The 14,428-nt window shown below is 37.6% G+C and carries 12 protein-coding genes and 2 rRNA genes (1 of these 14 only partly in view); 5 read left to right on the top strand and 9 right to left on the bottom strand.

Going from position 1 to position 14,428, the window contains the following annotated elements; all coding sequences use genetic code 11:
• Positions 1–43 precede the first annotated feature (43 nt).
• Together ybaK and ACA100_RS05555 are read right to left on the bottom strand one after the other, a co-directional pair.
• A complete protein-coding gene (gene ybaK / locus ACA100_RS05560) occupies positions 44–550 on the bottom strand; it encodes a Cys-tRNA(Pro) deacylase (protein ID WP_481078975.1) in 507 nt (168 codons plus the stop codon).
• A 76-nt stretch (positions 551–626) separates the two neighbouring features.
• Positions 627–2,012: a DegQ family serine endoprotease gene (locus tag ACA100_RS05555; RefSeq protein WP_481078973.1), complete on the bottom strand. Its 1,386-nt coding sequence runs from the start codon at positions 2,010–2,012 to the stop codon at positions 627–629.
• A gap of 234 nt (positions 2,013–2,246) precedes the next feature.
• Between ACA100_RS05555 and rpsU the strand changes: the two genes are divergently transcribed.
• On the top strand, positions 2,247–2,462 hold the full coding sequence (gene rpsU, locus ACA100_RS05550; RefSeq protein ID WP_481078972.1) for a 30S ribosomal protein S21: 216 nt from the start codon (positions 2,247–2,249) through the stop codon (positions 2,460–2,462).
• 323 nt (positions 2,463–2,785) lie between these two features.
• Positions 2,786–4,609 carry a translational GTPase TypA gene (gene typA, locus ACA100_RS05545; protein WP_481078971.1) on the top strand — a complete coding sequence of 608 codons (1,824 nt, stop codon included), beginning with the start codon at positions 2,786–2,788 and terminating at the stop codon, positions 4,607–4,609.
• A gap of 114 nt (positions 4,610–4,723) precedes the next feature.
• Here the strand turns inward: typA and ACA100_RS05540 are convergent, their stop codons facing one another.
• The 5 genes from ACA100_RS05540 to ACA100_RS05520 form a co-directional block, all read right to left on the bottom strand.
• On the bottom strand, positions 4,724–5,854 hold the full coding sequence (locus ACA100_RS05540; protein ID WP_481078970.1) for a sodium-potassium/proton antiporter ChaA: 1,131 nt from the start codon (positions 5,852–5,854) through the stop codon (positions 4,724–4,726).
• Between the two features lie 179 nt (positions 5,855–6,033).
• Positions 6,034–6,576: a single-stranded DNA-binding protein gene (gene ssb, locus ACA100_RS05535; RefSeq protein WP_481078969.1), complete on the bottom strand. Its 543-nt coding sequence runs from the start codon at positions 6,574–6,576 to the stop codon at positions 6,034–6,036.
• Between the two features lie 68 nt (positions 6,577–6,644).
• Positions 6,645–7,370 (bottom strand): SPOR domain-containing protein, encoded by a 726-nt coding sequence (locus tag ACA100_RS05530; protein ID WP_481078968.1) that lies wholly within the window; start codon positions 7,368–7,370, stop codon positions 6,645–6,647.
• A gap of 12 nt (positions 7,371–7,382) precedes the next feature.
• The gene (gene argS, locus ACA100_RS05525; RefSeq protein ID WP_481078967.1) at positions 7,383–9,089 is read right to left on the bottom strand and encodes an arginine--tRNA ligase; all 1,707 of its coding nucleotides are present in this window, start codon (positions 9,087–9,089) and stop codon (positions 7,383–7,385) included.
• Between the two features lie 12 nt (positions 9,090–9,101).
• On the bottom strand, positions 9,102–9,761 hold the full coding sequence (locus ACA100_RS05520; protein WP_481078966.1) for a ProQ/FINO family protein: 660 nt from the start codon (positions 9,759–9,761) through the stop codon (positions 9,102–9,104).
• 170 nt (positions 9,762–9,931) lie between these two features.
• Here ACA100_RS05520 and ACA100_RS05515 point away from each other — a divergent pair, with 170 nt between their 5' ends.
• Genes ACA100_RS05515 through ACA100_RS05505 form a run of 3 tightly spaced genes read left to right on the top strand, consistent with a single transcriptional unit; the run spans position 9,932 to position 13,201 of the window.
• Positions 9,932–10,909: a peptidylprolyl isomerase gene (locus ACA100_RS05515; protein ID WP_481078965.1), complete on the top strand. Its 978-nt coding sequence runs from the start codon at positions 9,932–9,934 to the stop codon at positions 10,907–10,909.
• 5 nt (positions 10,910–10,914) lie between these two features.
• A complete protein-coding gene (rsmA, locus tag ACA100_RS05510) occupies positions 10,915–11,718 on the top strand; it encodes a 16S rRNA (adenine(1518)-N(6)/adenine(1519)-N(6))-dimethyltransferase RsmA (protein WP_481079106.1) in 804 nt (267 codons plus the stop codon).
• Between the two features lie 13 nt (positions 11,719–11,731).
• The gene (locus tag ACA100_RS05505) at positions 11,732–13,201 is read left to right on the top strand and encodes a Ppx/GppA phosphatase family protein (protein WP_481078964.1); all 1,470 of its coding nucleotides are present in this window, start codon (positions 11,732–11,734) and stop codon (positions 13,199–13,201) included.
• A gap of 271 nt (positions 13,202–13,472) precedes the next feature.
• Here the strand turns inward: ACA100_RS05505 and rrf are convergent.
• A 5S ribosomal RNA gene (gene rrf, locus ACA100_RS05500) occupies positions 13,473–13,588 on the bottom strand.
• 117 nt (positions 13,589–13,705) lie between these two features.
• Positions 13,706–14,428, bottom strand: a 23S ribosomal RNA gene (locus ACA100_RS05495) (it continues 2,186 nt past the right edge of the window).

Here is a 14,428-nt window from a genome sequence, read left to right as displayed (position 1 = left end):
CCTAAAAAATAAATAAAATAAAAAGAAGCGATCATACCATAAATCACTCTAAAACTGCTTCTAGATCTGAGATATCTGCAAATTGGTAACGAACTGCTTTCTGTAGATTTTCTGGAGAAATCTTGATTTGAGCACCACGTTTTCCTGCTGAAATAATGATATATGGCAAATCTCTAGCTTTATCGGAAATAAATGTTGGAAAAGTTTTTTTCATTTTAATGGGCGAACAACCACCACGAATATAACCAGTCAGAGATTCAATTTTTGCAACAGGAATCATCTCTATTTTCTTATGACCACTGACTTTCGCAAGTTTTTTCAAAGACAAATGCTCATCACTTGGAATCACTGCCACAACATAATCTTTATTATCGCTATGAGTTACCAAAGTTTTAAAAACCACAGAGGCCGATTCATCGATTAACTCTGCAACTTCAACACCACCTAAAACCTCATCACCTGAACAAGGATAACTCAAAGCTTCATAGTCTAATTTTAATTGATCCAACAAACGCATCGCATTGGTTTTGTCAATTTTTGCTTTAGCCATAATCATACCTCAAATAGGTTAAATGGATTATTATAAACAACAAAAAAGCCCCTTGCGGGGCTATTTCAAACCAATATTATTTTTGATGATCTTTAATTGGCACAGCTACAAAGTAAGAATTGGCACCACGCTGAACCAGTAAACGTACAACATCCCCTGATTTCAATCTTGTGACAAATTTATTAAAATCAGCTAAAGAAGTTATATCTTCACCGTTGATTTGCGCGATAATGTCCCCCCTACGAATGCCCACCTCACCCGCAGGACCATCTACCACCAAGCTCACAACAACACCTTTTTGAAGGCTATCTTTTGGCATTTCTTCAACAACTAAGCCTAAACGATTATTTGTTGCATCCTGTGATTGACTAACTAATTGCTCTCCATCAATCGCTTTAATCTCAACTTGAATGGTTTGTTTCTTACCATTGCGTAAAATTTCTAAATCAGCCTTTTCATTCACTTTTGCTCGGCTAACCAAAACGGGTAATTCACTAGATGTTTTGATCGCTTTACCATTAAATGACAAAATTAAATCTCCCACTTTCAAGTCAGATTTTGATGCTGGACCATTTGGCACAATACTTGCGACCAATGCACCCTGCGGTTTATCTAGCTTAAAAGTTTTAGCTAAATCAGCATTCACATCCTGAATTTGCACGCCCAACCAACCACGCACAACTTTACCATTAGCTTTCAATTGATCCACGACATCCATTGCTAAATCAATAGGAATCGCAAAGCTCACACCTGCATAACTACCTGTACTTGTGTAGATTTGCGAATTAATGCCAATGACTTCACCTTTCGTATTAAACAATGGACCACCTGAGTTCCCAGGATTCACAGCAGCATCAGTTTGAATGAAAGGCGTATAATTATCATTGGGCAAATTACGACCTAATGAGCTGATAATACCTTGCGTTGCGGTGTAATCCAATCCAAATGGTGAACCTACAGCCATTACCCATTGCCCAACTTTTAGATCGTTGACATTAGCAATTTTTACCGCAGGTAGATTTTGAGCATCAATTTGTAATACAGCAACGTCCGAACGATCATCTTTACCAATCAACTTCGCTGGTAATTCTCGGCGATCTGCTAATTGCACTAAAATTTCATCAGCCTTCCCCACAACATGGGCATTCGTGACAATGATACCTTCCTTATCAACAATAAATCCCGAACCACCACCTTGAATCACTCGCTCACGCGGTTTTTGCTGTGGGCGCTGACGAGGCTCACCAAAAAAGAACTGGAATGGATCATTTTCATCAAAAAAAGGAAAGCCTTGCATATTTCGTACTTCCTCTTTGCCCTTCACTGTGATACTGACAACAGACGATTTATTTTTTTCAAATAGATCACTCCAATCGGGTAATGTTTGTGCAACAACAACATGGACCATCAATAATGATGCAGTCACACCTATTTGCATACTTTTCATCCAACCATTTTTCATAAAATAGACTCCCTAATTATTTTAAATATTGAATTGATATAATCGTGATTATTGTAGGTTTTTCAACGCAAAAGAATTCAAGAAAACGTAAATTCCGAGTAAATAGATGTCATAATTAATAAGACTTTTTACTTTACAAGAAATTAGTGTATAATTTTTGACTTGGTGTTTTTTGTAAATTTAATTACAAAAAATGTTTTTATATCTTACTTTATTAAATTGGGGTGATGTTTAATGCCTTCCGTCAAGATTCGTGATAATGAACCTTTTGACGTTGCTCTGCGTCGTTTTAAGCGTGCTTGTGAAAAAGCTGGCGTAATTGCAGACGTTCGTGCACGTGAATTCTATGAAAAACCAACGCAAGAGCGTAAGCGCAAGGCTGCTGCTGCTCAGAAACGCCATTATAAGCGTATCATGCGTGATTCAATCAATCGTAAACGCTTATACTAATACAATATTTATATTGAATTAAATCGTTTCTAAAGCCTCATAATTTCTTATGAGGCTTTTTTAATTTCAATAAAACCATTTTTTGCATTCACGCTCTACTCTTCATCCATGATTAACTCCTTTGTTGGGAATTCTATTATCAACAAGTAAAAAACGTCATCGAGCACCATAAGGATAGCATGCTTTAAATTGGCTTTATAGCAAATACACAGAGATTTATTCTTCTTTACATATCGTTGAAAAATTGACAGATTGATCAGAAAATATGCTAAAATGTGCGGTCTCTTTTTTTCTAACTATTCACTGAATAAGGACTTACTCAAGTGATCGAAAAATTACGCAATATTGCGATTATTGCCCATGTTGACCATGGCAAAACTACACTCGTAAACCAACTTCTTAAACAATCTGGAACATTTGATCCAAGAGCACAAGTTGCTGATCGTGTTATGGATTCTGGTGCTATCGAAAAAGAACGCGGCATTACAATCTTAGCTAAAAATACTGCTATCAACTGGAATGATTACCGCATCAACATCGTGGATACACCTGGACATGCTGACTTCGGCGGCGAGGTTGAACGTGTATTGTCAATGGTTGATTCAGTATTGTTATTAGTAGATGCTGTTGAAGGCCCAATGCCTCAAACACGCTTCGTAACACAAAAAGCTTTTGCTATGGGCTTTAAGCCAATCGTTGTGATCAATAAAATCGATCGCCCTGGCGCTCGCCCTGATTGGGTTCTAGATCAAACTTTCGATTTGTTTGACAAATTAGGTGCAACAGAAGAACAATTAGACTTCCCTGTAATCTATGCCTCAGGTTTAAGCGGCTTTGCTGGTAATACACCAGATGTTCGCGAAGGTGATATGACAGCATTATTTGAAGCAATCGTTAAACATGTAGATGCTCCAAACGTCGAAATTGATGCCCCCTTCCAATTACAAGTTTCATCATTAGATTACAACTCTTATGTTGGCTTAATCGGCGTGGGTCGTATTCAACGCGGTCAAATCAAAACCAATTCACAAGTAACGATTATTGACCGTGAAGGCAAAAAACGTAATGGTAAAATTCAAAAAATCTTAGGCTTCCATGGCTTAGATCGTATTGAATTTGAATCAGCACAAGCTGGTGACATTATTTGTTTTACAGGTATTGATCCATTATTTATCTCGGATACTCTATGTGATCCTGCCACACCAGAAGCATTGCCACCTTTGACAGTCGATGAGCCAACAGTATCCATGTCTGTACAAGTTAATACTTCTCCATTTGCAGGCAAAGAAGGTAAATTCGTTACTTCTCGCCAAATCAAAGAGCGCTTGGAAAAAGAATTATTACACAACGTAGCATTGCGTGTTGAAGATACAGAAGATCCAGATCGTTTCAAGATTTCTGGTCGCGGAGAACTTCATCTATCCATTTTAATCGAAACAATGCGCCGTGAAGGCTTTGAAATGGCAGTTGGCCGCCCTGAAGTAATCTTCAGAGAGGAAAACGGCGTAAAATTAGAACCTTATGAAACTTTGACATTTGATATCGAAGAAGATCACCAAGGTAAAATCATGGAACAGATGGGGATTCGCTTTGGTGAATTAACCAATATGGTTCCAGATGGTAAAGGCCGTATTCGTATTGAATACATTATTCCATCACGTGGTTTAATCGGCTTCCAAACTGAATTTATGACATTAACAAGCGGTACTGGCTTAATGTTCCACAACTATGATCATTATGGTCCTTTCAAAAAAGGCGAAGTTGGTCAGCGTTTGAATGGTGTATTGATCTCAATTGGCACTGGCAAAGCATCTGCTTACTCATTGTTCAATTTACAAGATCGTGGCCGTTTATTCATTGGTCATGCTGAAGAAGTATATGAAGGCCAATTAATCGGTATTCACTCACGTGACAATGACTTAACTGTCAACCCATTGAAGGCTAAACAGTTAACAAACATGCGTGCATCTGGTACAGATGAAGCTTTGACATTAACGCCGCCAATTCGTATGACATTGGAACAAGCTATTGAATTCATTGATGATGATGAATTAGTAGAAGTAACACCAAAATCTATCCGTTTGCGTAAAAAATACTTAACGGAAAATGACCGTAAGCGCTTTGCTCGCGCTTCCAAAGATGCTTAATCATTGTGTTTCAATGATCATCTAAAGACAAAAAAAGCGATCTAAATTAGATCGCTTTTTTATTAGCCATTCATTATATAAAAATTATTGAACAGATATTTCATAAATCATTTATCAAGTTAATACCATCATAATATATGCACCGAAAATCACTAGATGAGCAACCCCATCCACTTGATTCGTGCGACCACTTGCAAACGTTGCCTGACATAAGATAAAAATCCCCACCAACAACATCATATCAACTTTTTCTAAACCCAATATAATTGGCGTATTAGTCAATACTGCAATAATAACTACCGCAGGTACAGTTAATGAAATTGTCGCCAAAACTGAGCCAAAATACATATTAATCGCGCGCTGAAGATCATTATTCAAAACCGCACGAATAGCACCCAAACCTTCTGGGGCAAAAATCAAAATCGCCACAATCAATCCCGTCAATGCGTGAGGAGCATTTAAGTTACCTAATAATGTCTCCAACGGCATAGAATCAACTTTTGTGATCGCAACAACTGAAACTAAATGCACAATCAACCATACGCCGTGCCATAAATTAGATCTCGGTGAAGGCACACCTTCATGATCCTCATCCTGATCCTCATGCTCATAGATGAATAAATTCTGATGAGTTTTCGTTTGGATAATCAAAAACACCGCATATAATGCTGCGGACAAAAATGCAACTGTAAATAACTGCCCTGTAGAATATGTACCAGAGGGCAACATACTTGGTAAAATCAACACAACAAAAACCAAAGGAATTATCCCTGTTAAATATTGTGTTACACCTGCTAAATTAACATGCTGTGTTCTAAATTTACGACCACCTAATAATAACGAAACACCAACAAACCCACTCGTTACCAACATAATCAGCGAATATAATGTATCTCTCATTAACGTTGCATAAGGACTCACACCGCCATTTTCCGCAGCAGTTCCACCTGACGTCATCACCGCAGTAATTAAACTCACTTCTAGAATCACAACTGATAGGCTCAAAATCAATGAACCGTAAGGCTCACCCAATCTATGAGCAAAAACATCCGCATGCCTTACGACACTGAATGCACTGTACAAAATAGCACCCAAAGAAATAAAGTTAATTAAAAATAAAAATGGCGTCGAAGTTGTTCGTCGAAAAATTAGATCAAATACAATAACGACAACCGCAAGAATAACCGCATATTCCTTGTGGCGAGTACCATGATGTTCAACTATCGTTTCTTCTTTTTTAATCATGTGCATTCTCCTAATTTTTCCAGTGCGCAATTATATAACAGCACCTACAATCTATAAACCAATAATTCCAAAGATGTAGATTTTTTTGCTTTTTATCTACAGATTATAAAAATTATCTATTTTTTCATAAAAAAACCCTCATTTAGAGGGCTTTTATTTTTCACACAAACACTCTAAATTTAGAATGGAATATCGTCATCAAAATCATCAAATGTTGGCGCAGCTTGTTGCGCAGGCTGTTGAGCATTATTCTTTGATTGCTGATAATTTTGAGAGCCTTGATTATTATAAGACTGTTGCATCTGAGGTTGCTGCTGTTGACCTTGATATCCATAATCTTGAGAACCACCAAAATCACCACTATTGTCATTAGCGCCTTTACGGTCCAACATTTGCATTGTACCTTGCATATTGACAACAATTTCTGTTGTGTAACGATCTTGACCAGACTGATCTGTCCATTTACGAGTTTGTAATTGACCTTCAATATAAACTAGCGAACCTTTTTTTAAGTATTGACCAGCAATTTCGGCCAATTTACCAAAAATTACAACACGATGCCATTCGGTTCTATCTTGTTGCTGTCCTGTATTTTTATCTCTCCAACTTTCTGATGTTGCAATTGTAATATTTGCAACAGCATTTCCGTTAGGCATATATTTGACTTCAGGATCTCTACCCAAATGACCTAATAAAATAACCTTATTAATTCCACGTGCCATAACTTATTCCTTACTTAAAAACTGACAGTTACTATACTAGATTTCCACTAAAATCTCATCCTAGGCTTTTATTTTACTTCAAAATAACTAATGCCCAATGTATCCAATCGCTTTTTAACAGCACCTATTTCTTGTTGTGAAAATCCACCGATGCGAACTCGGTAAATATCTTTTTGAGCATTATTTTTACTGTGTAGAATTTTTGCTGAAAAACCATATTTTGCTAATAACGCTTGATGTCTTTGAGCATCTTGATTAGAACCAAAACTACCCACTTGCAGAATACGACTACTCGAAGCGGCCTTTTTCATTGAAGTAGCCTGCTGACCACTTTCTAAAACCAATGGAGGCATGACAATATTGTCTTGCTTAACAACTGTTTTCACTGGTGATTCTTGTGATTTTTGAGATAAACTCTCTAAATTTAATTTAGGCGGCTCATTCACATTTTCTAATGCGATTCCACCAAACTTCTCTTCACCATCTAAAACCAGCAACCGTTCTTCTAATTGAGTATAAAAATTGTACTCTTTTGCACCTTTAAACTCATCATCTGCAATTGGCTTTACTACTCTTTTAGGATGAGACTCCTTAACTTTGACATCTTTTTTTTCTGGTTTAATCTCAGGTAGCTTTTCATCAAATCCACCAACAAAACCAACAAACCACAAACCTCCAATCAAAACAACAACCCCCACAAGAGCAAACGTCGCTAAACGATTCTTCTTAGAATGGGGGTGCTTCTTCGCAAGAGGATTCTTTTGCTTTTTTGCTTGGAAATATTTTTTTGCCATAGAGCCTATAAATTACATTTTATTAGGCGCAGATAATCCTAATAATGATAAACCATTTGCAATGACTTGCTTTGCAGATGATAACAAATACAATTTAGCATCTTGCAACGCTTGATCATCTGTCAAAATACGAATTGCCTTACCATTTTCATCTTTAGCATTGTAATAACTATGCACTGATCCTGCTAATTCTTGTAAATATGCCGCAATTAAATGTGGTGCATTATTATTATTTGCTGAAACCACCATCTCTGGAAAACGAGAAATTACACGCATAACGTCATAATCCAAACTACTATCTAAGCGTTTAATATTTGCTTGCGCCGTTTCAACATCAAATTCAGCCATTTTACTACGCTCATCCAACAATGAACAAATTCTCGCATGCGCATACTGAATGTAGTAAACAGGATTTTCTGATGATTGGCTACGCGCTAAATCGATATCAAACTGTAATTGCGAATCTGGCTTACGTGCAACTAAGAAATAACGTGTTGCATCTTTACCTACTTCATCAATCAAATCACGTAAAGTTACATAGCTACCAGCACGTTTAGAGATTTTAACTTCTTGCCCATCACGCATCACCAAAACCATCTGGTGCAATACATAATCTGGCCAACCTTTTGGAATGCCTACATTTAAAGCTTGAAGCCCAGCTCTTACGCGCGCAATTGTTCCATGATGATCCGCACCTTGCTCATTGACAACGCGCTTAAAACCACGCTCCCATTTATTACGGTGATAGGCTAAATCTGGCACAAAGTAAGTATAACCACCTTCTTTTTTGCGCATGACACGATCTTTATCATCACCAAAATCAGTGGTTCTCAACCAAAGCGCACCTTCTTCTTCATAAGTGAAGCCATTCTTTGTTAATGTTTCAACCACATTATCCACAGAACCATCTTTATATACAGAAGATTCTAAGAAGAAGTTATCAAACTTAACATCAAATGCTTGAAGATCTAAATCTTGCTCATGACGCAAATATGCAACTGCAAACTCACGAATATTTTCTAGATCATTCACATCACCAGAAGCCACAATACTACGATCATCTGCAATCACTGTTTTTTTAGCTAGAAAATCATTCGCAATCTCAATGATATAATCACCACGATAACCATCTGCTGGCCATGAAGCATCATCTGGCATCACACCATCAATGCGAGATTTCACAGACATGGTTAAGTTGTCAATCTGAGCACCTGCATCATTGTAATAAAACTCTTTAGTGACATCATAACCATTTGCAGCCATAATTCTTGCTAAAGAATCTCCAACAGCAGCACCACGACCATGACCAACATGCAAAGGCCCTGTTGGATTTGCCGAAACGAACTCAACCTGTACTTTCATACCATTAGCTGAATTGTTATGGCCATATTGGGCTTGTTGTGAGATCACTTCATTCAACTCATTATAGTAAGCGTCCTTACTTAAAGTGAAGTTCATAAAACCAGCACCAGCAATCTCAACTTTCTCAATCAACGGATTAGCTGGTAATGCCGCAATGAGTTTTTCAGCAATTTGTCTCGGTGCACTTTTTAATTCTCGCGCCAACATCATTGCTAAATTACTTGCAAAATCACCATGCGCAACATCGCGCGTTCGCTCGATGCTTGATGCAACCTTGTCAGTTGGAATATTTAAATTATCACTACTATTCAATTGTTGAACAGCACTGTTTAAAGCTGATTCTATGATATTTTTCATTGATTTTAAAACTTAATACTGATTGAACTTAGATAAAAGACCTTGCATTTTTTCATCTAAATTTTTAGGTGAAGATTCTGTCTTTTGATCATTACGATTTTGTGGTGCTTTTGCTTCTTTCTTAACGAAAGGCTTATCACCTTGAGGTTTTCTTGATTTTGGTTTAGCTGCTCTTGCTTGTTGTTTCTTTTCTGCAAACTGAGCTTTCTTTTCAGATAAACGCTGAGCTTTTTCAGGTTTATTTTTTGCCAACCACGCTTCAATTTTTGCAATCTCTTCTTTTGCAGCATCTTTCTGCTCTTGAGAAATCTCTTCAGCCTGAGTGCCATCAAGATTCAATCGATGCGTTGCATATAGCAAAGCATTTTGATAACGCAATTGGCGAGTATAATTAAACATTGCCGCACGCAATGTCATCGAATTAAATCCCCATTCAGCTACAATCGGCTGCAACACTTTGTGCATACCAATTGCTAAAGGCACAGCGCGCCCTTGGCCTGCTTTAGGAAATACATTGGGATACTCAACTGACAAACGATTCAATAATTCATTAGCAGCTTGCTGCTTCTGTTTCATCTTTTCACGTTTAGATTGAGCTTGATTATCAACTATCTCAGTAGTTGGCTCGATTGTTTCAGTTGTATCCAATAAGTTTTGTTTTTCTTCTGTCATGACATTAAGCAATTGTAAAATATAATAAAAAATAGATTAAAAAAGGCGTCGTCACGCCTAAAGGTAGTCATTTTATAGCATATAAAAAATAATTGCATTACTATTCCTTAATTCCTAGTATAATTATCACCATTTATTTTATTAATATTCTTATAAAAGAAGGATTTTGTATGGCACGTAAAAAGCTTTCGGTCTTATTGCCTCTATCATTACTATGCTTCTCTTCCCTTGCAATGATCGGAAATGCACAAACGGCTCGTTACACAGATCAAGTAGCCTTAGTTGTTGATTCACATGCAATCACTCGTCAAGAATTCAATTCAGCATTGGCACAAGCGCGTGCTGAATTTCGTGGTTCTGGATTAAGTGATCAAGCAATTCAAGATGAAACCGTCAAAATGTTAGCCATCAGCAAAATCATGGAAAATTTTGCGCAAAATATGGGCATTAATATTCCTGATGCAGCAGTAGATGAAGCTATTCGTGACATTGCCTCGAGAAATCGTGCAACTGTTGCTGATTTAAAAGAGTACTTGCGCTACCAAGGTATTCCATTCAACCAATTCAAAGAAAACATCCGCAAGCAGATGATGTCCGCAGAATTACGCAACCAATTGATGCGCACAGTTCGCGTGACTGATGATGAAGTTGAAATCTACATGCGCTCAGATGAGTTCCAAAAACTTAAAAAAGAACTTTCCAAAAGTAAAACACCTAATGTAAAAGTACGCCATATTTTAGTGCGCGTAGATAACGATGTGACAGAAAAAGAAGCAAAACTTAGAATTGATCGCTTGCATGAGCGTTTAGCAGTGGGTGAAAGCTTTGAAGATATCGCAAAAGCACAATCACAAGATCCCGTATCGGCCGCTAATGGTGGTGAAATTGGTTGGGTTGCACCAGGACAATTAGTGCCTGAGTTTGAAAAAGTAATGCTCAGTCTTAAAATTGGAGAAACCAGTAAACCTGTGAAAACACCATTTGGTTATCACATCATCCGCGTAGAAGATAAAAAAGTCGGTTTACCTGATGATTCACAAATCAAAAACATTGCACGTGACTATTACTATCGTAAGAAAGCTGCACAACAATACAGCATTTGGCAAGATAAAATGCTAGCAGACGTATACATCGAGAGACGCCAATAACAGTGATGAATGAATATTTACAACTCGTGCGCCTACATCAGGCGCGCAAACGTTTTGGTCAAAATTTTCTAGTTGACTATCCTTTAATTATCAAATTATTCCAAAGCATCCATGCTCAACCCAATGATCGTATGATCGAGATTGGTCCTGGTTTGGGTGCTCTGACCCGCCCTATTTTAGCCAATATTAAAGAATTGACTGTCATTGAGCTCGATCGTGATTTAATCCCAATTCTTTCAACACTAGACAATTTAACGATTGTTCATCAAGATGTTTTAACAGTTGATTTTCATTCATTAAAAATTGACGATCGTAAGTTAAGAATCGTAGGCAACTTACCTTATAACATCTCTACGCCAATTATTTTTCATTTGTTAGCCGTTGCAGATATCATCAAAGATATGCATTTTATGCTGCAAAAAGAAGTCATTGATCGTATGGCCGCAACTCCTGATGATAGTGAATATGGTCGATTATCCGTAATGGTTCAGCGTTATTGTCAAGTCATTCCATTACTCACAATTCCGCCAACTGCTTTCAACCCTGCACCCAAAGTCATGAGTCAATTTGTTCGCTTGGTACCTTATGAAAAAGATCCTTACGGCATTGAATCAGATGAAACTTTCTTCGAGGTAGTGAAATGTGCTTTCTCAATGAAGCGTAAGACGTTACGCAATACTTTAAAGCCTTTATTCACTCAAGATGAATTAGAAGCATGTGGCATAGATTCTTCTTTACGTGCAGAAAAATTATCAATTGCAGAGTTTGCAACTTTAGCTAACCATCTCTTTACAAAACGACAATCATAAAGGATAAAGCTATATGGATGAAAAAATATTAGGTGTTGTCGATTTAGGCTCTAATAGTTTTCATTTAGCCATAGTTCAAGAAGATAATGGTCGATTAGTCGTAATCGACCGTATGAAAAGCATGGTACAGCTTGCTTATGGTTTAACAGAAGATAAGCAACTGTTACCTGAAGTTCGTGAAAAAGCATTGAATTGCTTAGCACAATTTGGTGAGCGCTTAGCTGAAATCGATCGCCATAATATTCGTGTCGTTGGCACCAATACATTAAGGCAATTAAAAGATAAATCCTTTATTCGTGATGCGGAAACTGCTTTAGGTGTTCCCATAGAAATTATCTCTGGTAAAGAAGAAGCACGCTTAATTTATTTAGGTGTGATTCAATTTGTTGACTTACATGATCAGCAAGCTCTTGTCATTGATATTGGTGGTGGCAGTACAGAATTGGTATTGGGTGAAAGAGATAAAATTTTACGCTCAAATAGCCTTGAAATTGGTTGCGTCCGTTTATCTAAACAATTTTTTTCAGATGAAAAAATATCTAAAAAACAAGTGAATGCTGCATCACTTTATCTAGATAATGAGCTACTCCCTTTAAATCATAACCTCATTGACAAACCATGCCAAAACTTTGGTGCCTCAGGAACTATCAAAACGCTTAAAGAAATGATTCAACAAGAAAACTTAGGCGATGATAATATTACAACCGACGCACTTAAAAAGCTTTTAAAAACACTTTTATCATTGGGTAGTGTTCGAGCGATTGAAAGACGCTTTGATCTATCCACCGAGCGTGCAAAAGTCATATGTGGTGGATTATTAATCCTCAAATCCGTTATGGAAAAACTACATCTTGATGTAGTACAACCTGTTGATACTGCTTTGCGCGAAGGCATCATTTTAGATTTACTCGGCCGAATTCATAAAGAAGATATGCGTGATTTAACAATTGAAAGCTTAGTTCATCGCTTTGGTGCCAATATTGAACAAGCTAAACGAGTCGAAGCAACTTCTCTTTATATGGCTGAGAAAATTAATTTAAACTCAGAATTATTAACAAACCCAAAACGCTATTTAAGTTGGGCATCTCTATTACATGAAATTGGCCTTGCGATATCATATCATCGTCATTATAAGCACAGTGCTTATTTAGTTGAACATGCAGATCTCGATGGTTTTAGCCGTACAGATCAAAAAATTATTGCTGTTATTTTATACAATCATAAGCGACGCTTTAATTTAGATGACTTTGATTATTTACCCGATTTCGCTATATCTTTGACATTAATTCTACGATTATCCGTTCTTTTACATCGAAGTAGAGAATCTCAACCTCTACCAGATTTTGATTTTTCATATGAAAAAAGAATAATCACACTCACCTTCCCTAAAAATTGGCTAGAAGAACATCCATTAATTCAACAAGATTTAGAATTAGAGCGTGGATGGTTAGAAGAATTTAAACTCAATATTAATTGGCAATAATATTAATTACAATCAATGTGCATATTCTAATGAATTACGCTTACCATATTATGCACATTGAAATAAATATCCTGCAAATGAACAACTTTAGAAATGTCATTTAACATTTCAATAGAATAGGTTTACCCTCTTCAAAGCAATGAACTCATAGGAATCGATAATTATAATTATAATTATAATTATAATTATAATTATAATTATCTTTTCTATTTTCTTTCTTTCTTTTACACAAAGAAAAAGCCCACTCAATGAGTGGGCGATTCATATTAGACCCTGGAGATGACCTACTTTCACATGGGGAGGCCCCACACTATCATCGGCGCAGCTACGTTTCACTTCTGAGTTCGGAATGGATTCAGGTGGTACCATAGCGCTATTGTCTCCAGGAAAACTGGTGGTTGGATGTTATTATCAACACCGCAACAGCATTCTTTGGTTTAGTTGGTTAGCTTTCGCTTGCGTCGTATATCGACATTATTGTGTTACAATTCTGAGACCTATTATATGGTCAAGCCTCACGGGTCATTAGTATTGGTTAGCTCAATGCATTACTGCACTTACACACCCAACCTATCAACGTCGTAGTCTCCGACGGACCTTTAGAGAGGTTAAACCTCTAGGGAAATCTAATCTTAGGGTGGGCTTCCCGCTTAGATGCTTTCAGCGGTTATCCCGTCCGTATTTAGCTACCCGGCAATGCCATTGGCATGACAACCGGAACACCAGAGATACGTCCACTTCGGTCCTCTCGTACTAGAAGAAGCTCCCTTCAAATTTCCAACGCCCACGGCAGATAGGGACCGAACTGTCTCACGACGTTCTGAACCCAACTCGCGTACCACTTTAAATGGCGAACAGCCATACCCTTGGGACCGACTACAGCCCCAGGATGTGATGAGTCGACATCGAGGTGCCAAACTCCGCCGTCGATATGGACTCTTGGGCGGAATCAGCCTGTTATCCCCGGAGTACCTTTTATCCGTTGAGCGATGGCCTTTCCATACAGAACCACCGGATCACTAAAACCTACTTTCGTACCTGCTCGACTTGTCTGTCTCGCAGTCAAGCACCCTTATGCTTTTGCACTCAAAAGCGCGATTTCCGACCGCGCTGAGGGTACCTTCGCACTCCTCCGTTACTCTTTCGGAGGAGACCGCCCCAGTCAAACTACCCACCATGCAATGTCCCCGATCCAGATAATGGACCTAGGTTAGAATTTCAAATATT

It is taken from the genome of Wohlfahrtiimonas sp. XWW7, assembly GCF_056716055.1.
Note: the sequence above shows the minus strand (reverse complement) of the source record. Positions and strands in the feature narration are given on the sequence as shown.